Source organism: Sphingobium limneticum, assembly GCF_008710155.1.
Classification (GTDB): domain Bacteria; phylum Pseudomonadota; class Alphaproteobacteria; order Sphingomonadales; family Sphingomonadaceae; genus Sphingobium; species Sphingobium limneticum.
Genome location: NZ_VYPZ01000002.1, coordinates 402759 through 423865 on the forward strand (window position 1 = coordinate 402759; position 21107 = coordinate 423865).

Annotated in this window: 16 protein-coding genes; 11 read left to right on the top strand and 5 right to left on the bottom strand. The window is 65.0% G+C overall.

Translation table 11 applies throughout. The features are described 5' to 3' along the window. Positions 1-23: 23 nt before the first annotated feature. From F4U94_RS04500 to F4U94_RS04510, 3 genes are read right to left on the bottom strand one after another with little or no spacing between them, the layout of a single operon-like run. Complete coding sequence (locus F4U94_RS04500; RefSeq protein ID WP_120251680.1) at positions 24-770, bottom strand: SDR family oxidoreductase; 747 nt, start codon at positions 768-770, stop codon at positions 24-26. Further along, positions 767-1708: a 2-hydroxyacid dehydrogenase gene (locus tag F4U94_RS04505; RefSeq protein ID WP_150411847.1), complete on the bottom strand. Its 942-nt coding sequence runs from the start codon at positions 1706-1708 to the stop codon at positions 767-769. Before F4U94_RS04505 ends, F4U94_RS04500 begins: the two co-directional genes overlap by 4 nt. Before the next feature lie 15 nt (positions 1709-1723). Next, the gene (locus F4U94_RS04510; protein ID WP_120251678.1) at positions 1724-2485 is read right to left on the bottom strand and encodes an SDR family oxidoreductase; all 762 of its coding nucleotides are present in this window, start codon (positions 2483-2485) and stop codon (positions 1724-1726) included. Positions 2486-2625: 140 nt separating this feature from the next. Between F4U94_RS04510 and F4U94_RS04515 the strand changes: the two genes are divergently transcribed. Genes F4U94_RS04515 through F4U94_RS04540 form a run of 6 tightly spaced genes read left to right on the top strand, consistent with a single transcriptional unit; the run spans position 2626 to position 7905 of the window. Next, complete coding sequence (locus tag F4U94_RS04515; protein ID WP_120251677.1) at positions 2626-3681, top strand: L-idonate 5-dehydrogenase; 1056 nt, start codon at positions 2626-2628, stop codon at positions 3679-3681. Continuing rightward, positions 3678-4013 carry a hypothetical protein gene (locus F4U94_RS04520; protein WP_120251676.1) on the top strand — a complete coding sequence of 112 codons (336 nt, stop codon included), beginning with the start codon at positions 3678-3680 and terminating at the stop codon, positions 4011-4013. The genes F4U94_RS04515 and F4U94_RS04520 overlap by 4 nt, the downstream gene beginning before the upstream one ends. A 45-nt stretch (positions 4014-4058) precedes the next feature. Then, the gene (locus F4U94_RS04525; protein WP_197716409.1) at positions 4059-5141 is read left to right on the top strand and encodes a LacI family DNA-binding transcriptional regulator; all 1083 of its coding nucleotides are present in this window, start codon (positions 4059-4061) and stop codon (positions 5139-5141) included. Position 5142: 1 nt separating this feature from the next. Next, positions 5143-6024: an NAD(P)-dependent oxidoreductase gene (locus tag F4U94_RS04530; protein ID WP_120251675.1), complete on the top strand. Its 882-nt coding sequence runs from the start codon at positions 5143-5145 to the stop codon at positions 6022-6024. Continuing rightward, complete coding sequence (locus F4U94_RS04535; RefSeq protein ID WP_197716408.1) at positions 6021-6515, top strand: gluconokinase; 495 nt, start codon at positions 6021-6023, stop codon at positions 6513-6515. Before F4U94_RS04530 ends, F4U94_RS04535 begins: the two co-directional genes overlap by 4 nt. A 34-nt stretch (positions 6516-6549) precedes the next feature. Then, positions 6550-7905 carry a spinster family MFS transporter gene (locus F4U94_RS04540; protein ID WP_120251674.1) on the top strand — a complete coding sequence of 452 codons (1356 nt, stop codon included), beginning with the start codon at positions 6550-6552 and terminating at the stop codon, positions 7903-7905. 514 nt (positions 7906-8419) lie between these two features. On the opposite strand, the gene F4U94_RS04545 is transcribed toward F4U94_RS04540, so the two are convergent. Both F4U94_RS04545 and F4U94_RS04550 read right to left on the bottom strand, forming a co-directional pair. Further along, positions 8420-9364: an isocitrate lyase/PEP mutase family protein gene (locus tag F4U94_RS04545; protein WP_120251673.1), complete on the bottom strand. Its 945-nt coding sequence runs from the start codon at positions 9362-9364 to the stop codon at positions 8420-8422. Between the two features lie 96 nt (positions 9365-9460). After that, positions 9461-12301, bottom strand: coding sequence for a TonB-dependent receptor domain-containing protein (locus tag F4U94_RS04550; protein WP_120251672.1), 2841 nt, complete (start codon positions 12299-12301; stop codon positions 9461-9463). A gap of 247 nt (positions 12302-12548) precedes the next feature. Here F4U94_RS04550 and F4U94_RS04555 point away from each other — a divergent pair, with 247 nt between their 5' ends. The 5 genes from F4U94_RS04555 (at position 12549) to F4U94_RS04575 (ending at position 21102) form a co-directional block, all read left to right on the top strand. Continuing rightward, positions 12549-13688 (top strand): NAD(P)-dependent alcohol dehydrogenase, encoded by a 1140-nt coding sequence (locus F4U94_RS04555; protein ID WP_249042025.1) that lies wholly within the window; start codon positions 12549-12551, stop codon positions 13686-13688. A 192-nt stretch (positions 13689-13880) separates the two neighbouring features. Beyond that, positions 13881-14354, top strand: a complete 474-nt coding sequence (locus F4U94_RS04560; protein ID WP_120251671.1) for a DUF11 domain-containing protein — start codon at positions 13881-13883, stop codon at positions 14352-14354. Positions 14355-14407: 53 nt separating this feature from the next. Then, a complete protein-coding gene (locus tag F4U94_RS04565; RefSeq protein ID WP_232015781.1) occupies positions 14408-15532 on the top strand; it encodes a hypothetical protein in 1125 nt (374 codons plus the stop codon). Positions 15533-15598: 66 nt separating this feature from the next. Next, entirely contained in the window at positions 15599-20581 is a 4983-nt protein-coding gene (locus tag F4U94_RS04570; protein ID WP_120251670.1) for a DUF11 domain-containing protein, read from the top strand. Then, the gene (locus F4U94_RS04575; RefSeq protein ID WP_120251669.1) at positions 20581-21102 is read left to right on the top strand and encodes a hypothetical protein; all 522 of its coding nucleotides are present in this window, start codon (positions 20581-20583) and stop codon (positions 21100-21102) included. The genes F4U94_RS04570 and F4U94_RS04575 overlap by 1 nt, the downstream gene beginning before the upstream one ends. The last annotated feature ends 5 nt before the right edge of the window (positions 21103-21107 follow it).

The window sequence follows — 21107 nt, forward strand, 5'->3', positions numbered from 1 at the left end:
GATGAAGCGTGCGGGGTGTTTTGTTAGCCGCGCCCGACAAAGGGCATGTTGGTCGCCATCAGCGTCATGAACTGCACATTGGCCTCGGGCGGCAACCCGTCCATATAGGCGACCGCTTCCCCCACTTGGCCCACGTCCATCACCGGTTCGGGCATGCGTTCGCCATTGGCCTGCGGCACGCCGGCCGACATGCGATCGCCCATGGCGCTGCTGGCATTGCCGATGTCGATCTGGCTGCACGCGATGCCATAGGGTCGCCCGTCCAGCGCGGTCGATTTGGTGAGGCCGGTCACACCATGTTTGCTGGCGGTATAGGCGATCGAATCCGGGCGCGGACTATGCGCGGAAATGGAGCCATTGTTGATGATGCGTCCGCCCTGCGGACTTTGCGCCTTCATCGCGCGGAACGCCGCCTGAAGACACAGGAACGCCCCGGTCAGATTGGTGTCGATCACCCGGCGCCAATCGCTTTCTTCCAGCGCGTCGATCGGCACGTCGACCACATTGACGCCCGCATTGTTGAACAGCAGGTCGATCCGGCCGAACGCCGCGACCGTGGCGTCGAACATGGCGGTGACGCTCGCCGCATCGGTGACGTCGGTGGGCATGGTCAGATGTCCCGTGCCCTCCAGCAACGCCAGCGTCTCCGCCAGCCCCTCCGCGCGCCGTCCGGCCAGCGCCAGTCGATAGCCGCGCCGGTCAAGCGCGATCGCGACCGCCCGGCCGATCCCGCTGCCTGCGCCGGTGATGACGGCGACGCGCCCGGTCATTTCAGGGCGCTCGGCAGCGGCGCGCCGGCCAGCAGCGCATCCACATTGGCCAGCACCAGATCGGCCATCGCCTTGCGCGTTTCGACCGTGCCGCTGGCGATATGGGGCGCAAGCACCGTGCGCTCGCTGGCGATCAGGCCAACGGGCACGACCGGCTCGTCCGCCACCACGTCCAGCGCCGCACCGGCGATCGTACCGCGATCCAGCGCCGCCGCCAGCGCATCCTCATCCACCACGCTGCCCCGCGCGACATTGACCAGATAGCCCTCCGGCCCCAGCGCCTCCAGCACCGACGCATCGATCAGGCCGCGCGTCTCCTCCGTCGCGGCGCAGGCCAGCAGCAGCACGTCGCTATCTCGCGCCAGCACATGCAGGTCAGGCTCGAACCGATAGGGCGCATCTTTGGGCATGCGGCCATGATAGGCGATCGGCCCGAACGCCGCCAGCCGATCCGCCGTCGCCCGGCCGATATGGCCCAGCCCGACGATGCCGAACCGCCGACCCGTCATCTTGCGCTTCAGGGGGAAGCCTTCCTCCAGCCAACGCCCGTCGCGCACGAAACGGTCCGCCGCCGGCAAGCCCCGCAGCAATCCGATGGTCAGGCCCACCGCCAGATCGGCGACATCGTCGGTCAGCACGCCGGGCGTCGTACTGACGGCGACGCCCCGACCCCGCGCATAAGGGACATCGACCTTGTCGAAACCCACGCCGTTGATGGCGATCAGCCCAAGCGACGGCAGCGCGTCGATCAGATCGTTGATGCAGCCCAGATGCCCGCCGGTGACGACGACATTGACGCTGTCGGCCTGTGTCGCCAGCCACGCGCGCTGCGCCGCTTCGTCCAGTTCGAACCAGCGCACCACCGGGCAACGTTCGGCCAGTTGCTCCTCCAGATACTCCGACAGCGGGCAAAGCTGCAACGCGACCTGTTTTCCCATGATCCCGTTTCCCCTTTAGATGATGGACAAGATGCCGCCATCGACATAGATGGTCTGGCCGTTGACGAAATTGGATGCGGACGACGCGAGGAACACGGCCGCGCCGTGCAACTCCTCCAACTTGCCCCAGCGGCCGGCCGGCGTGCGCTGGCACAGCCAGGCGTCGAACACCGGATCTTCCACCAAAGCCTTGTTCAGCGGCGTGTCGAAATAGCCCGGCCCGATCGCGTTGACCTGAAGCCCGTGTCGCGCCCAATCGGCGCACATGCCCTTGGTCAGGTTCTTCACCGCGCCCTTGCTGGCGGTGTAGGGGGCGATGCCGGGGCGGGCCAGTTCGCACTGGACGCTGCCGATATTGATGATCTTGCCATGGCCGCGCGCGATCATGTGCGGCGCCACCGCCTTACTGACATAATAGACGCTGTCCAAATTGGTCGCCATCAACGCGCGCCAGTCATCGTCGTCAAACGTGTCGAGCGGCGCGCGGCGCTGGATGCCGGCATTATTGACCAATATGTCGATCGCCCCGACATCCGCCTCGATTTGCGCAATGCCGGCGTTGACCGACGGCTGATCAGTGACGTCGAACAGGCTGGTCGCGACCGCGATGCCCTGCGCCGCCAGTTGTGCCGCCGCTTCATCCAGCGCCGCCTGGCTGCGACCGTTCAGCACCACGCGGGCACCGGCCTGGCCCAGCGCCGAGGCGATCGAAAAACCGATACCGCGCGCCGCGCCGGTGACGAGCGCCGTGCGCCCTTCAAGAGAGAAAAGGGTCATGTGGGAAACCTCCATACTTGCCCCTAAGCGTATAAAGTGACCGGTCACATTGCAATCGGCAATTTTCATTTTCTCTTGGCTCACAACATCATTGCGGCATGATGTGACAAATGATATCGGTCCCATCAAAGGAGAGACTCATGCTGGCTGCGATATGTCATGGGAAGAAGGATTTGCGGGTGGAATCCCGTGTCGAGCCGGCGCTGGCCGCCGATGAGGTCCGGGTCGGCGTCGCCTATGGCGGCATTTGCGGGTCGGACATGCACTATTATCATCGCGGCGCCGTGGGCGACTTCGCGGTGCGCGAATCGATGGCGCTGGGCCATGAAATTTCCGGCGTCGTGCTGGAGGTCGGATCGGCCGTCACCCATGTCGAACCGGGCATGAAGGCGGCGCTGGACCCCAGCCGCCCCTGCCTCACCTGCGACTATTGCCGCGCAGGCCGCATGAACCTCTGCACCGACATGGTCTTCCTGGGCAGCGCCGGCCGCTTCCCCCATGTTCAGGGCGGCTTTGCGCAGACGCTGATTCTGCGCGGGGATCAGATCATCCCGGTTCCGGCCGATGCCGACCTGCTCGCCCTGTCGGTCGCCGAACCGCTGTCGATTGGCCTCCATGCCGTCAACCGCGCCGGCCCGCTGATGGGCAAGCGCGTCATCGTCACCGGCTCCGGCCCGATCGGCCTGCTGACTGCGCGCTGCGCGATCCATGCCGGCGCGATCGAAGTGGTCTGCACCGATGTCGAGGATGCTGCACTCGCCGTCGCGCGCGATCGCATGGGCGCCACCCGCACCATCAACGTCGCGACCGATCCCGACGCGCTGGCCACCTATGCCAGCCCCGCCGGTCATTTCGACGTCGCGTTCGAAGCATCAGGCGCGCCATCCGCCCTGCTCTCGCTCTTCCCCATCGTTCGGCGCGGCGGCCGCATCGTGCAGGTCGGCATGCTGCCCCCCGGCACCGCCCCCATCCCGGTCAACCCGCTGCAATCGCGCGAGATCGAGTTCGTCGGCGCCTTCCGCGCCAATGGCGAGTTTCGCCTGGCCGTCGACCTGATCGTCAGCGGCGCGATCGACGTGTCGCCGATCCTGTCGGGCACCTTCCCGCTCGAACGGTCGGTCGATGCCTTCGAACAGGCCGGCGACCGCTCGCGCTTCGTCAAACTGCACATCGCCATCAACGAGGATATCCTGTGATCACACGCACCGCCATTTTCGAAGGCACGATCAAGCCGGGTTTCGAGGATCGCTTCCGCGAGGAAGTCCGCACCCGCCTCGCTCCGCTCTGGGGCCAATTCCCCCATGGCAGCAACGTCCGCCTCTTCTTCGTGGATCAGGTCGATGAAGGCGCGCCGCCGATCGCGATGATGCAGCAGGTCGACTATCCCTCGCTTGCCGCGCTGGACGAAGCGCTCGCCTCCCCCATCCGTACCCAGGCCCGCGCCCTGACGCTGGAATTGCTGGAGATGTTCGAGGGGCGTTTCTACCACGTCATCAGCGGCGGCAACGCAGTGGCCGCCACCGCCTGACGCTGATATGCGACACGGATAGCAGCCATCAGGAAAGCCCCGCCCATGAGCCGTCCCCCCCGCGAAACCGCAGCCGCCCCCGAGCCGAAACCCGGCCGGCGCGCGTCGCAACGCCCGACCATTCGCGACGTATCGCGGCTGGCCGGCGTGTCGCGCATGACGGTATCGCGGGTGCTGAGTGATCCCGAACTGGTCCTGCCGACCACGCGGGACAAGGTGCTGAAGGCCGTCGCCGACCTCGGCTACGTTCCCGACAAGACGGCGGGCAGCCTTTCCAGCCGCCGCACCGGCTTCATCGCATTGATGCTGCCGACGTTGACCAACGCCAATTTCGCGGCGGTCGCCCATGGCCTGACGGAGGCGCTGCGGGAGGCCAATTATCATCTGCTGATCGCCTATACCGATTATGACATGGCGGAGGAGGAACGGCAGCTTTTGAACCTGCTCGCCCGCCGGCCCGAAGCGATCGTGCTGACCGGCGCCATGCACCGGCGCAATGCGTCGCGCATGCTGATGGCCGCCGACGTGCCGGTGGTGGAGATTGCCGACCTGCCCAGCCAGCCGATCGAACATGCGATCGGCTTTTCCAACTATCAGGTCGGCCGCACCGCCGCCCGCTATCTGCTCGATCGCGGCTTCACCCGCATCGGCGCACTGGCCGCCTCGCCAGACGGCGAAGTCACCGACCATCGCGGCGAAGAACGTATGCGCGGGTTCGAGGATGAACTGCGCCTCGCCCGCCTGCCCACCGACGCCGTGCTGCGCCATGGCAGCGCGCCCGTCAGCTTCCACCATGGGGCCACCGCCTTTCGCGCTTTGGTGGAAGCACAGCCGGATATCGAGGCGATCTTCGCCGTGTCCGACCTGTCCGCCGTCGGCGCGGTGATGGAGGCGCAGCGCATGCATATCCGCATTCCCGATGACATCTCCATCATGGGGTTCGGCGACTTCGAAATCGGGCGGGAGATCAATCCGGCCCTCACCACCATCCATGTCGATTTCCGCGCACTGGGGCTTCGCACCGGCAAGATGCTGGTCGACATGCTCGCCAGCGATGCCACCCCGGCCCCGTCCGTCGTCGACGTGGGCCTGCGCATCGTGGAGCGGGCCTCCATCAAGGACAGATAATATGCAGCTTGCGGTCATCGGCGTGGGTGTCATGGGGTCGGCGATCGCCGGCCGCCTGCTGGATAGCGGGGCCACCCTCCACCTCTATGATCGCAATGCCGCGCAGATGGCGCCTTTGATCGCGCGCGGCGCGATCGCCTCTGGCAGTGCGCGCGAAGCAACCGCCAATGCCGACCATGTCATCATCAGCCTGAACAGCGCGGCCATCGTCGAACAGGCCGTCTTCGGCCCCGACGGCGTGGCGCAGGCGGCGGGTGCCGGCAAGCTGCTGATCGATATGTCCAGCATCGACGCCGGCCGCACCGCGATCATGGCGCAACGCCTGCGCGAAGAAACCGGCATGGGTTGGGTCGATGCGCCTTTGTCGGGTGGGGCGCCCGCCGCCGCGCAGGGCAAGCTGACCTTGATGGTCGGCGGCACGGCGGAGGATTTCGCCCGCGCCCGCCCCGTGCTGGATCATCTTTCCATCAACATCACCCTGTTCGGCCCGCCCGGCGCGGGCCAGACGGTGAAGCTGATCAACCAGATATTGTGCGCCAATGCTTTCATGGCCGTCGCCGAAGCGGTCCGCTTTGCCGAAGCCCATGGCGTGGACGCCACGCTGATCCCCGCCGCCCTTGCCGGCGGCCGTGCCGACAGCCGCATCCTTCAGGAATATATGGGGAAAATGGCCCGGCGCGATTACACGCCGACCGGCCGCATCGACAATATGCTGAAAGATCTGGAGACGGTGCAGGCTTCCGCATTGGCGACCCGCACGCCGCTGCCCGTCACCTCTCTGATCGCCGACCTGCACCGCATGGCCGTCGCGGGCGGCCTCGGCCCGGCGGACAGCGCCGCCTATATGCGCTTGTTCGACATCGACGGGGAGCAGCCGGCATGACCCGCGCCGTCGTGGTGATGGGCGTAGCGGGCTGCGGCAAGTCCACCCTGGGTCGCGCCCTCGCGCAACATCTGGGCTGGTCCTTCGTGGAGGGCGACCTGTGCCACCCGCCCGAAAATGTCGCCCGCATGACCGCCGGCGTGCCCCTGGACGACGAAGCGCGCCAGCCCTTCCTGCGCAATGTCGCCACCGCACTGATCGCCTCACGGCAAGGCGCCGTCGCCTCCTGCTCCGCGCTTAAGCGCGACTATCGCGACCTGATCCGGCAGCAGGTGGGCGATGTGCTGTTCGCCCTGCCCCATCTGTCCCGCGCCGATCTGGAACGGCGCATGTCCCAGCGCCCCGGCCATTTCATGCCGACTTCCCTGCTCGACAGCCAGCTTGCCACGCTGGAACCGCCCGACACGGACGAGCGGGCGCTGATCATCGACGGCAACCTACCCGTTGCCGAGCAGGTCCGCCAGATCGAAGCCGCGCTGCACCCATCATAAAGAGGCTGACGTCGCCAGCCCGCAAAACGAGAGGATGACCATGGCCCTGATGCCCCAGCCGGACATCGCCGCCCCTGACGCCACCGACCAGCGCCCATGGCCGAACCCGCGCCGGGCCTGGACCGTGGCGCTGCTGCTATCGCTCGCCTCGATCGCGTCGCAGTTCGACCGGGTCGTCCTCAACCTGACCGTCGAACCGGTGAAAGCGGAATTCGGCCTGGACGACACCAGCTTCGCGCTGTTGCAGGGGGTCGCCTTCGGCATCTTCTACACGCTGGGCGCGGTGCCGCTCGGCCGCCTTGCCGACCGCTATGAGCGGCGCATCGTATTGGGCATCAGCCTCTTTTTCTTCAGCCTCGCCTCCATGGCATCGGGCCTGTCCCGCAATTTCTCGCAACTCTTCCTCTCGCGCGTCGCGGTCGGCTGCGGCGAAGCCAGCGTCACGCCCAGCGGCCTGTCGTTGCTGAGCGACCTGTTCCCCCCCGAAAAACTAGGCCGCGCCGTCAGCGTCTTTTTCCTGAGCGCGCCCTTCGGGATCGGCCTGGCCTTCATGGCCGGGGGCAAGCTGCTCCAGTCGCTCACCGAACGCTGGCACGGCACCGGCCTGCCCTTTGGCCTTGAACCTTGGCAAGCCGCCTTCCTGATCGTCGGCGCCCCCGGCCTGCTGCTCGCGCCGCTGCTGCTCTTCATGAAGGAACCGGAACGGCGCGGCCCCGGTGGCACGACCCCGCTCACGATCCCCGAAGTGCTGGGCGTCATCCGCGCCCGCCGACGCGCACTCACCCTGATGTTCGCCGGCTTCTCGATGGTGACGGTGGTGAACTTCGCCTATAATGTCTGGACGCCAGCGCTGTTCGCGCGCGTCTATGGCTGGACCCCGGCGCAGGTCGGCATCGGCTTCGGCCTCATCATGATGATCTGCGGCACGGGCGGCACCTATTTCGCCGGCTGGCTGAGCGACCGGCTGACCCGCGCCGGCCATGTCGATGCCCATCTGCGCGTCGCCGCCTTCGGCTTCCTTGCCTGCGGCGTCTTCGGCACGCTCGCACCGCTGATGCCCAATGCCTGGGCGGCACTGGCGCTGATCGCGCCGGCGATGTTCCTCAGCTGCATGCCCGTCCCCTGCGCCGGCACCGCGCTGCAACTCATCCTGCCCAACCGCGCGCGGGGACAGGTGACGGCACTCTACATCATGGTGATCTCGCTGGTCGGCATCGGCATCGGCCCTGTGGTGATCGGCTTCATGACCGATCATCTCTTCACCGCCCCCACCGACATCCGCTATTCCCTCGCCATCGTCGTCGGCTGCGCCGCCCCGATCATGTGCGCGCTGCTGCTACTGGCGCTAAAGCCGTACAGGGCGCTGAGGCTGGCGGGACTGGAGGGGTGACGTCACACGCCCCTACCTATTCATCGTCACCCCGGACTTGATCCGGGGTCCAGCTGTTCTTCTGCCTTCGCCAAAAAAGAAGCGGGATGCCGGGTCAAGCTCGGCATGACGGAAAGGCTGAAACTGCAAGCGACTAGAATTGGACATACCAAAATGCCGTTCGTCCTGAGTAGGGACAGAGCGAAGGCGAAGGCGCGTATCGAAGGATAAGCGAGACGCATGGATCCTTCGATACGCTTCTTCGACAAGTTCAGCAGCTACTCAGGACGAACGGGGGTTAACCTTCTAACCACCCAATCCTATCCTACCCCCGCTCCATCTGCTATCCCTCACCCCGCTCTTTCCCATCGTCCGCACCCGCACCCCGCCACGACATAAAATATCCAACATTCATTCCAAAATGTCGCAAACGGCAGGAAATGTGCGAAGTTAAGCGCCGACTTTCCTACAGTACGCACAAAAAAAGCCCGGTCGCGTGCAGTCGACCGGGCTTCCAGGGGAGAGGATTTACGCCTTAAAGGCGATCGTCGATCGAGGAGCGGACGAAGCCTTCAGGGAAGCTTTCGACCTGATTGCCGACGATCGTATATTCCTTGGCCCGGCCCGAGAAACGGCCCTCCAGCTCCATATAGCTTTGCGGATCGAACAAAGGCGTGGCGCTCATGCCCATGATGCCGGTCGCGTCGACCTTCTCGCAGGTATAGTCGCAGCCCTGCTGAGCGAAGTTGCGGATGCCATGTTCCAGCATCCCGTCCATCGCGGCCTTCAGCGTATAGTGCATCGTCATCATGTTGAAGCCGAGCGGATGGATCTGGTCCACCGTCACCGCGGGCTTGCCGTTGATGTTGCGCACGTCTGGGAACATCTTCCACCCCGGCACCCGCGCCGACACATATTGCGCATGCTCCAGCGTACCGATCTTGACCACGGTGGTCATCTTCGCGCCCAGTTCATGCGCCAGCCGCATCCGCTCGCAGCCTTCGTCCATCTGCGTTTCCGGGTCGGCATTGGTCCGCGCGATCAGGAAGCAATTGGTGCCCTCCAGCGCCGCGAGCGCCGCGCGCACCTTTTCCAGATAGCGTTCGCGCGGCAGCAGGCCGGTGGATTCCTCCATATCGTCGGCATCCTCCAGCTGAAGCGCGGTCGCGCCCGCCATCGCCATGCGCCGCGCGCTGCGATACACGGCCAGCGGCCCGCCAAAGCCATCCTCGATATCGGCGGCCAGCGGAATGGGCGATGTCTGGCTGATGCGGCTGGTGATCCATTCCACATCGGTCAGGTTGCTGAAGCCATAGTCGATCACGCCGTTCATCGCGATCGACACTTCGCCGCCCGACAGCATCATCGCTTCGAAGCCGACCATCTCCACCGCCCGTGCCGATGCACAGTCGTAGACGCAGGGAGCGACGATGCACTTGTCGCTGGTTTCGAGCAGTTGTTGCAGAGACTTTTTCGCCATGGGCTTGCCAATTTCCTTTGTTGGATGGGGTGGTGTCTGTCTGGACCGGCCCTAGTCCGGGGTGGGAAGAGGGCCGGCACCGCGAAGTTCGAACAACTACATGCGGATGCGGGCGCCGACCTTGAAGTAGCGGCCGATCGGATCGAAATAGACCTGGTTGGTGGCGCCCTGCGCGCTGGCGGCGAGCGGCGGGTCTTTATCCAGCAAATTGTTGACCACGCCGAACAGCTCGAACTGGTCGTTCACCTTCACCGTCGCGCCAAGGTCGAGATAGAATCGGCCGGCGACGCGGTTATTGTTCACGCTGTTGGGCAGGCCGGCCGAATAACCGTCATCCTGCGGCCCCAGCAACGTCGTGTCGAACACGCCCTTGGGGATATATTTGCCGTGCAGGTTCAATGCGACGCTGCCCAGATCCCACAGCACCGTGCCGTCCACGATCCAGTCCGGAACGCCTGTCGTGGTGCCGGGGCGATAGCCGGTCTGGCCGGTGCGATCGATGCCGCCGATTTCCAGCTTCAGATAATGGGTGGCGAGCAGGCGGAAGTCGAGGCTGCCGAGCGTGCCGACATCGGTGCGATAGCTGGCCTCGATATCGATGCCGCGATTGCGCACCTGGCTGACATTCTGGAGCACGTCGCTGACGCTGGTGAGCGCACCTGCTCCATCGCGCTGCACGAAGTTGCACAGCGACGTCTGCCCCGCCGCGCAGCGATCGACCACCACCTGCGCGCCCAGGGTCGAAATCGCGCCCTTCAAGTCGATGTCATAATAATCGACCGAGAAGCGGAAATTGCGCAGGAAGCCCTTGGGCGCTAGCACCACGCCAGCCGTCCAGGTATCGGCCTTTTCCGCTGACAATTGCTGGTTGGCGCCGGAGAAGCTGTTCACCTGAATCTGCGCGCCATTGTTGAGCGGATCGACGATCGTGGTGCGGCCCAGCGTTACCGGACCGAACAACTCCGTCAGGTTAGGCGCCCGAATGTCACGCGACCGGGTGACGCGGAAACGCACTTCTTCTATCGGGGCATAGACGCCGCCCAGCTTCCAGGTGGTGGCATTGACCGTCGTGGTGTCCAGTCCGGGGCTGGAGCGGCGATAATGGGTGCGGCGGACCGCGCCGTTCAACTCCAGCGTCTGGGCGAATGCGACGTCCTTCAGGATCGGCGCCTGCGCCTCCAGATAGGCTTCGGCGACGCGGATGCTGCCATTCACTGCCTTGCCATTGAACGACCAGAAGGCGTTGGCAGTGGATAGTGCGTCGGCCGTGCCGACCGCCTTGTCGCTGCGATATTCGCCGCCCGCCGCGATCGAAAAGTCCCCGCCCGGCAGCGGAAAGACCGCGCCGTTGATATTGGCGGCGATCACATGCTCGGTCGTGTCGGTGGTCTGATAGCCCGAAGGCGCGATATAGGCGGCGGCCGCCGGCGAGATATTGCCGGCGCCGAACAGGTTGATCGGCACGCAATTGGGGTCGTTATTGGCGGGGTTGGCGTCGGCATTGATGCCGCACATAATCTGCCCGTTCACATTGACCGCATTGGCGGCGTTGGTGACGCGCGAGGACACGACGTTACCGGTGTAATCCTGCCGGAATTCATTGCGACCATATTGATAATAGGCGTCCCAGCGCCAGTTGTCGCTGATCCTGCCCTCCAGCGAGAGCACCGCGCGATAGGTCTGGTTGTCGCTATGATTGACCGACCCACCCAGGTCCATCAGCGCGCGGCCCAGGCTGAACGAACTGATGCCGTTCGCGTCCATGATCGCCGCGACACCTGATGGCAGATAGGCATTGTTGCGCTGGATCGTCTGCGTCGTGCGCGCGACCGACCCGATCACCATACCCTTCGACCGGGCATAGGACAGGTCGAGATTGGCCTTCAACGCGTCGGAAAATTCGTAGGACGCCTGGCTGTAGGTGACGAACCGCTTGACCGGCGGGATCAGCAGGATGCCGTCCAGAAATCCGTTGCGCACGGATTCTTCGCCCCCTTGCGTGAAGAGCGGCGATGGATTGGTGCCATAGATGGTGCCGAAATTATAGGCATGGGTCGTGCCGTTCGGATTGAACGCCAGCCCGCGCAACGGCCCGGTATTGGCGACGATCAGGCCGCCCGACGAGATGTTCCCGGTGCCGGCCGGTCCGCCACGGATACTGGCGGGCAGTCCGCCCGCACCCGCCGGCGTATTGCCGATCAGCTGTTCGCGCGGGCACCAGCTGCGGGTGTAGCAATCACCCATCCCGTCCGACTTGTCATATTCGCCCGCGATCATGAAATGACCCTTGTCGTCGGCGAATTTCGTGCCCCAGGCGAGCTGGGCATTTTGCTGCCCATAATCGCCCCGGCCGGAAAGGCCCGCTTGGATCGAGCCTTTGAGGCCAGTCAGGTCGCGGTCGAGGATGAAGTTGACGACGCCCGCCACCGCGTCCGACCCATAGGCCGCCGACGCGCCGCCGGTCACGACTTCGGTCCGCGACACCAGCGAACTGGGGATCAGATTGACGTCGATCGTCCCCTGCGTGGTCGAAGGCACGAACCGCTTGCCGTCCAGCAGCACCAGCGTGCGCGTGGCACCCAGGCCGCGCAGGTCGAGCACGCGCGCGCCGATATTGCCGCCCACCGCCTGCTGCGTCGCCGGCGTCACCAGCGGACGGAAGGACGGCAATTCGTTCAGGGCGTCGCCGACATTGGTGATGGCGCGCTGGGCCAGCCGTTCCTCTCCAACCACGGTGACGGGCGTGGGCGCATTGAAACCGGACCGGGCGATGCGCGAGCCGGTCACGACGATATCGGCGGCGGCCACGTCATCCACTTCGGCCTGTTGTGGCCGGGGCGCTGCCTGCTGCGCCATCGCCGGCACGACCAGCGCGCACAGTGCCGCCCCGCCGCCCATCAATCCATATTTGAAGCGATTCACCATCATACGATGCATCAACTCATCCTCCCAACACTGCCGGATCTACCATCCGCTTGCTCGTGATATCGGTCACATTAAACAAGATGACGGGACAAGGCAATCCCCTTGCAGGCATGAAATATCAAGGGCTCTTATCCGCCCCACGTTGCGCACATCCGTTATTTTTGGCTTTTTCCCGTTCTATTTCCGGAAAATATCTCAGAAAAATCTGCAGCCGCGAATCGCCGACTTGGCCGGCTTGAAGCAATTTGATATCGGTCCCATGGATAATGCACTCAGGCTAAAGGAAGAGGACCATATGGATATTCGCGCCGCCATCGTCGAAGCATCGGACCGGCCCATGGTCATTCGCCCCCTCACCATCGACGCGCCCCGTGCCGGCGAACTGCTGGTCCGCCTGGTCGCCACCGGCGTCTGCCATACCGATGCGACCATGTGGCAACAGGGCGTCCCCGTCCCCCAACCGGTGGTGCTGGGCCATGAAGGTGCCGGGATCGTCGAACAGGTGGGCGAAGGCGTGACCGACATCTGTCCGGGCGATCCCGTCGTCATGAGCTATAATAGCTGTGGCACCTGTCCAACTTGCTGTTCGGACCATAGCAGCTATTGCCACGACTTCTTCCCGCGCAATTTCTTCGGCACCCGCCCGGACGGCAGCAGCGCGCTGAAGGCGCAGGATGGCAGGCCGGTCTTCGCCAACATCTTCGGCCAATCCTCCTTCGCGACCCATGCCATCTGCCATGTCCGCAATGCGGTGGTGGTGCCGCGCGACCTGGACCTGCGCATCGCCGGGCCACTGGGTTGCGGCATATTGACTGGCGCCGGCGCGGTGATGAACGCGCTGAAGGTGCAGCCGGGACAGAGCGTCGTCATACTGGGCGCCGGATCTGTCGGCTTGTCGGCGATCATGGCGGCCAAGGTCGTCGGTGCGGCGTCGATCATCGCCATAGACCTGAATCCGGACCGCCTCGCCCTGGCGGCCGAACTGGGCGCGACGCTGACCATCAATGGGCAGAGTGAGGATCCGGTCGCGCGCGTGTTGGAAACGATCCCAACCGGCGTCGATTTCGCCATCGACTGCACCGGTTTGCCGGCCGTCATCCAGCAAGGCATCGCCATGCTGGGCGTGCGCGGCACCTGCGGCATCGTCGGCGCAGCCGCGCCGGGCACGATGGTCCAGGCCGATGTGTCGCACATCATGAGCGGGGGCCGCACGATCCGTGGTATCGTGGAGGGAGACGCCGATCCCAAAAGCTTCATCCCGCATCTGGTGGCGCTGCATCGGGCCGGGCAATTCCCCTTCGACCGGCTGATCCGCTTCTATCCGTTCGACGCGATCAACGATGCTTTTCACGATGCCGAAAGCGGCGCCGCAATCAAGCCGGTATTGCTGTTCGACTGACATATCGGGCGCCCTGTCAGTCGAGTCATTCGGCTGGTCGCACAGGCCATGCGGCTGGACGTTTCCGATACGAAAATCGGATGACCATTAGACCATGGTCGAACTTCGCTCCGCGACGGACCGGACGGTAAGAGTTCATTAGCCGCAAAATCATCCATGGGTTCCAGTGCCTCACAGCAAGGACCGAAACCCATGGCCCGTACATTGATTACCGCTTTAATTGCCGCTGCGGCCGTCGGCACGCCGGCAGTCGCTGCTCAGGGACCGTTGCAGGTCGCCTCCAAGATTTTCGTCGAACAACGTGCCCTCGACAAGGCGGGCGCCGTCAGCACTTCATTGGCCCCGGCCACGCGCGCGGTGCCGGGCGACCATGTCGTCTTCGTGCTGGCCTATCGCAACACGGGCGCCCAGCCCTTGTCCGACATCGTCCTCGACAATCCCGTCCCCGGCGCGATCACCTATCGCGCGCCCGGCGCCGGATCGGCCGCGCCGCTCCTGTCGGTGGACGGCAAGACCTACGGCCCGCTCGCCCAGCTGCGCGTGCCGACGGCCGGCGGCAACAGCCGCGCGGCCACATCCAATGACGTCCGCCATATTCGCTGGCGCATCGCGACCGTCCCTGCCGGAGGACAGGGTCAGCTCGCCTTCAAGGCTGTCCTCAAGTGATCGCTCCCCCGGGCGTTCGCGCGCATGACCCTCAAGCAACAGGAACTCACATAATGATGTCTCGCTCACTGCGGCTGATGCTGCTGGGCGGCGCCGCCATGGTTGCGACCGGCACGGCGCATGCCCAATCCGGATCGACGGCCACCGCCGCCGGCACGGAAGTCTCGAATACCGCCACCGTCACCTATACCGTCAATGGCGCTTCGCAGACCACCACATCCAACACCGCCAAGTTCGTGGTCGACCGCAAGGTCGATTTCACCGTCATCACCGACCAGACCGGCGCCACGCAGGTCAATCTGAGCCAGCAGGCGGCGGTCACCAAGTTCAAGGTGACCAACCATACCAACGGCATCCAGGATTTCTGGCTCGACCCCGACCAGACGACCCTGTCCGTCGGCATCCTGACCGGCACCGACGATTTCGATATTTCGTCGATGAAGGTCTTCGTCGATAGCAATAATAACGGCGTCTATGACGCGGATGTCGATACCCAGACCTATATCGACGAACTGGCGCCCGAAGCGTCGGTCGCGGTGTTCATCGTGGGCAACATCCCCTCGACCGTGGGCATTCATGAAGCACAGGTATCGCTGCATGTCATCGCGGCGGCCGGCGGCGCATCGGGCACGAAGGGCGCGATCCTGATCCCGACCGACCTCAGCCTCGGCAATGCCGACAATGTCGTCGATATCGTGTTCGCGGACGACGACAGCGACGGCCTGCTCAATCTGGGCGACGTCGCGCGCAATGGTCAGGGTCGCGCTTATGCGTCCTATGTCATCGGCACCCAGAATGTGGCGTTGAACGTGACCAAATCCGCGCTCGTCCTGTCGGATGGCGTGAACCTGGTCAATCCCAAGGCGTTGCCGGGCGCGACGGTGCAATATTGCCTGCTCGTGCATAACGGAACCGCTTTGACCGGTGCGAACGGCGTCGTTCTGACCGATATCGTGCCGACGAACACGACCTATGTGCCGGGTTCGATCAGCGTCGGGCTGCCGGGCGGTACCTGCGTCCTTCTTGGGACGACCGAGGATGACGATGCCGACGATGCAGCCGAAATCGACGGCTATACCGCCAACTATAATACGGGAACGAAAACCGTGACCGCCAATGTCGGCACCGTCGCGGGGCTTGCTTCAGTGGCCGTCGCCTTCAAAGTGACGATCAACTAACTCCCTCCACAGCAAAGGAAAAAACCACGTCGTGCGCCTTAACCCGCGCGCGCCGAAAGGAAACCTATGCCTAAAATCCGCGCCTTTGCCAGCCTGACAGCTGCCCTTATGGGCCTTGCCGCCGTGATCCCGGTCACGGCGCAGGGGCAGACGCGTGTCACCAATACAGCGACGCTGACCTGGCAGGAACCGACCGGTCCGGTCAGCGTCGATTCCAATACCGTAACCTTTGATGTCGAAGGCCGCGCCAAGCGCCCGACCCGGTTGAGCTTTCGCCTGCTCCCGATCGGTTACGACATGTCTGGCGCCACATGCCAGACCAGTCCCAATATCGCTTTCACCCCCGCACCCGTCGATGCCGCCGATCTTGCGCGCGCTCCGGTGGCGGAGCGTGTCAATCCGGCCAGTGCCTTCATCATCGTTCTCGACAATCCTGGGGGCAATCGCGACCCCGGTGTCCGGGAAACGGCCTGGATCAACGCCGGCAGCCAATTTCTGTCCTATCGCATGCCCCTGCTCGAAACCGGCCCGGACACGGGCGTATTCGCAGGCGGCCTGCCCGAAACCGGGGTCGATCCCAGCATCGACCCGTGCGATCCCACCTTGCAGCGCAATGCGCATGTCTTCGTCAGCTTCGACGAGGACGAGTATAGCTACGGGTCCAACTTCTCGCTGCTGATCGACCCGACCGGCTATGTGTTCGATTCGCAAACCGGCGCGCTGGTCGATGGCGCGACCGTGACGCTGCTGGATGAAAATGACCAGCCAGCCAAGGTGTTTGGCGACGATGGTACCAGCGCCTATCCCTCCACCGTCGTCAGCGGTGGCAGCGTCACCGACGCCAGTGGCCGCCTCTACAAATTTCCGCAGGGCAATTATCGCTTTCCGCTGACCGCGCCGGGCCGCTATCATCTGCGCGTCACGCCGCCGAGCCATTATGTCGCTCCATCGACCCGCAGCCGGGCGGATCTGGAGGCTCTGCGCGGGCCGTTCAATCAGCCTTTCATCCTCAACGAAGCCTCTTTCGCCGGCATTTTCGTGCTGTCGGATCCCGAACCTTTCTTTGCCGACATCCCGCTCGACCGGATCGGCGACACCCATTTGCTGCTGACCAAGACGGCTTCGGTGCGCGAGGCGTCTCCCGGCGATTTCATCCAATATCTGGTCCGGGTCGACAATCGTTCGGACAATGACGCCAGCGGCATCCACCTGACCGACATTCTGCCGCCCGGCCTGCGCTACGAGCGCGGATCGTCGCGCGGTGCGGAAGAACCTGTGGTCGCAACCGATGGCCGCACGCTGGACTTCAGCGTGCCCACCTTGCCCGCCGGCAAGACGGCGGAGGTGCGCTATGTCGTGTCCGTCGCCCCCGGTGCGCCGCGTGGCGAAGCGCTCAACCGCGTGCTCGCCTCCGGTTCGGCCGGCTCGACCAGTAACGAGGCCGCCGCTTCCGTGCGGATCGGCGCGCTGCTCTTCACCGACGGCTTCACCATCGTCGGCCGCGTGACCGAAGGCGACTGCAACAGCCCCGCCAGCGGCCGCAAGGGCGTGCCCGGCATCCGTATCCTGATGGAAGATGGCAGCTATGTCGTCACCGACAAGGATGGCCTCTATCATTTCGAGGGCGTGCGCAACGGCCGCCACGTCGTGCAACTCGACAGCGCCAGCCTGCCCGCCAGCCATGCGCCGTCGCTGTGCGACGCCGACACCCGCCAGGCCGGCAGCGCCATCTCCCGCTTCGTCGAAAGCGATGGCGGCCTGCTGAAGCGCGTGGATTTCCAGCTGCGCCTGACCGGCATCGCCGCCGCCAGCACGGCAGACGCCCTGCCGGTCGCGCCTGATGCTGGCGAAGCTGCCGGCAACCGCGAATGGTTGACCGGGCAGGATGCCGGCATCGCCCTGCTGTTCCCGGCCCAGGGTTACAACCCCCGCTCGCCATCCACCCGCGTCGTCGTCCAGCATCATGCCGGGCAGAAGGTCGCGCTGCGCCTGAACGGCACATTGGTCGATGCGCTGGCCTATGACACGACCGATACGGATGGCGACATCGCCATCGCCAAATGGTCGGGCATCGGCCTGGAACCCGGCGACAATGCGCTGGAAGCCACGGTGATGAACGAAAACGGGACCGTCGCGCAGACGCTGCACGGCACGGTCCATTATTCCGGCCCGGCCGCCAATGCGGTGCTGGTTCCCGAAGCCGGCAAGCTGGCCGCCGACGGCCTGACCAGCCCGATCCTGGCCTTCCGCCTGACCGATCGGACCGGCCGCCCGGTGCGCGACGGCACCACCGTGCCCGTCACCATCGATCAGCCCTACAGCATCGCGGTCGATGCCACCGTCGCGGGCGCCCGCCCCGGCGACCGGATCGGCCGCAACAGCGGCACCGCGCTGGTGATCGGCGACGAAGGCATCGCCTATATGGCGCTGCAACCCACGACCCAGGCCGGCGCGCTGCGCGCCACCGTGACCCTGACCGACGACCGGCAGCAGCGCGTGATCGAACTGCGCAGCCGCCTGACCGCCGTCGCGCGCGACTGGACCGTGGTGGGCTTCGGATCGGGCACGATCGGCTATGATACGCTGCGCAAGCGGTCCGCGCGCCTGCCTGCCTCCAGCCGCAACAGCCTGATCACCGACGGCCAGCTGGCGCTCTATGCCAAGGGCCGGATCAAGGGCAGCTGGCTGATGACGATCGCCTATGACAGCGACCGCCAATATGACCGGTCGCGCGGGCTGCTGGGCCAGATCGACCCGGACCGCTATTACACCGTCTATGGCGATGCCACCCGTCAGGGCCAGGATGCGCCCACTGCCCGCAAACTCTATCTGCGGCTGGAGCGGCAGGATTTCAGCGCCCTGTTCGGCGATTTCGAAACCGGCATGACCCAGACGCAGCTGACCCGCTACAGCCGCACGCTGAACGGGATGAAGGCCGATTTTGCCAATGATCGCCTCAGCTTCACCGCCTTTGCCGCCAACAGCGACGACCTGCATGCCCGCGACGAAATCCAGGGCAATGGCCTGACCGGCCCCTATCGCCTGTCGGGTCGCGACATCGTGCCGAACAGCGACAAGCTGAGCATCGAGGTGCGCGACCGCCTGCGCCCCGAGCGCATCCTGTCCTCGACGCCGCTGACCCGCCATATCGACTATGATATCGACGCGACCATCGGCACGATCCGCTTCCGCGAACCGGTGCTGGGCCGCGATGCCGCCAACAACCCGGTCTTCATCGTCGTCGACTATGAAACCTACGGCAAGGGCAAGAAGCTGACCGCCGGCGGCCGTGCCGCGATCAAATTCGCCAAGGGCAAGGCCGAAGTCGGCGTGTCGGCGATCAAGGACAACAGCCATGGCAACGGCCTGCTGCTGGGCGCGGACCTGAGCGCACGCCTCACCGACACGACCCAGCTGCGCGCAGAAGTCGCCGCCGGCAGCCGCGATGGCCTGTCCGACGGCCGCGCCTATCTGGCGGAGGTCGAACATCACAGCAAGGGCGCCGACATATTGGCCTATGCCCGCCAGCAGGACGATGCATTCGGTTTGGGCCAGCAGAATCTGGTAGAGGCCGGTACGCGCCGCGTCGGTTTCGACGGCCGGGTGCAGATCGCCGACAAATGGGCCGCCACCGCTTCTGCCTGGTATCAGGACCAGTTGATCGGCGCAGGCAGCCGCGTCGCGGGTGAAGCGCGCATCGAATATCGCCGCGAGCGTGGCACGCTGTTCGCCGGCACTCAGTTCGCGATGGATCGCGGCATCGACGGCAAGGACCGCGACAGCCGCCTGCTGACGCTGGGCGGGACGCAGGCGATGCTGGGGGGCAAGCTGACCCTGACCGCCCAGACCCAGTTCGCGCCCGGCGGCGACAAGGACAGCGTCGACTTCCCCGCCCGCCAGCAGCTGATCGCCGCCTGGCGCGTGAAGCCCGGCATCCGCCTGATCGGCGGCTATGAAATCGCGCAGGGTGCCGATTTTACCGCCCACACCGCGCAGATCGGTTTCGACGTTCAGCCGTGGAAGGGCGCCAAGGTCACGACCGCCATCAACAACCAGACGTCGGGCGAAAATGGCGGCCGCCTGTTCGCCAATTACGGCCTGATCCAGTCGCTGCCGATCAGCGAGCGCTGGACCATCGACGCGACCTTCGACGCCAGCACCACGGTGCGCGGCAAGATCCCCGCCGGCGGCGTGGTTCAGCCATTCCAGACCAGCGGTTCCGGCAGCGTCGGTGGCGCGCTGGGCAGCCTTTACGGCAATGACGGTGACTATAAGGCTGTAACGCTGGGCGCCAATTATCGTGCGGACCTCTGGTCCTGGAACGGCCGGGTCGAATATCGCAAGTCCGACCAGAACAGCCGCTTCAACATCACCACCAACGTCGTGCGTGCGCTGGGCGAGGGCAAGACGCTGGCCGGCACCGTCCGCTATTCCACGCTGGGCCAGGCCACCGGCGCGCAAGCGAAGAGCCTGACCAGCTCGGTCGCGCTCGCCTGGCGCCCGCTCGATAGCCATTGGTCGCTGCTGGAACGTTTCGAACTACGCAAGGAAAGCGCGGATTCGGGCATCACCGGCGGCAATGTGCTGGGCGTGCCGGCGGGCAATGGCGTTGGCCAGCGCACGCTGCGCCTGATCAACAACCTGGCCGTCAACTATCGCACCGGGCCGGAAGGCGCCCGCCACGCGGTCGAGGCGACCGTCTATTATGGCGCCAAATGGGTACGCGGCAGCTATGGTGCGGACGATTATGCCGGCTATATCGACGTGACCGGTTTCGACCTGCGCATGGACCTGGGCAAGCGGTTCGACGTCGGCGTGCAGGGGTCGGTGCAACATGCCTGGAACCGGGGCGCCTTCGCCTTCAGCGGCGGACCGTCGGCCGGCGTCTCGCCCGCACCGAACGTATGGATCAGCGCAGGCTATAATATCGCCGGCTATCGCGACCGCGATTTCGAGGATGATCGCTATACCCGTCGCGGTCCCTATGTCACGATGCGCATGAAGTTCGATCGCGGCACCGTTGCCGGCCTGCTTGGAAAGGGTCGCTGATGCGCAAATCAACCCTTATCCTTTCCCTGCTGGCCATGCTGCCCACCGCGGCGCTGGCCGATCCGATCACCGCCACCAAATCGGTGGCCATGGTGTCCGATCCGATGGGGAATCTGATCCCGCGTGCCATTCCCGGCGCGGTGCTGGATTATACGGCCACGCTCGCCAACCCCCTCGCCAATGCCGGCAAGACGGTGCGCGGCATCGCGTTCGAGGATCAGTTGCCCGCCAACGTCATCCTGCGCGTCAGCGATCTGGGCGTCGGCGGCAGCGGGCCGGTGATCTTCACCAATGGCGCGATCGTTCTGGGCGTCGGCGACAGCGGCCTGACCTACACATTCACCAACCTGGCCAGCGCGTCCGACGGGATCGAATTTTCCAACGGCACCAGCTGGACCTACATCCCGGTGCCCGACGCGGACGGCTATGACGCCAATGTCCGCGCCATCCGCGTCAAACCCGTGACCAATTTCAAGGCGGGCGGTTCCTTCACGGTCCGCTTTCGCGTCAAGCTGCGCTGAACAGG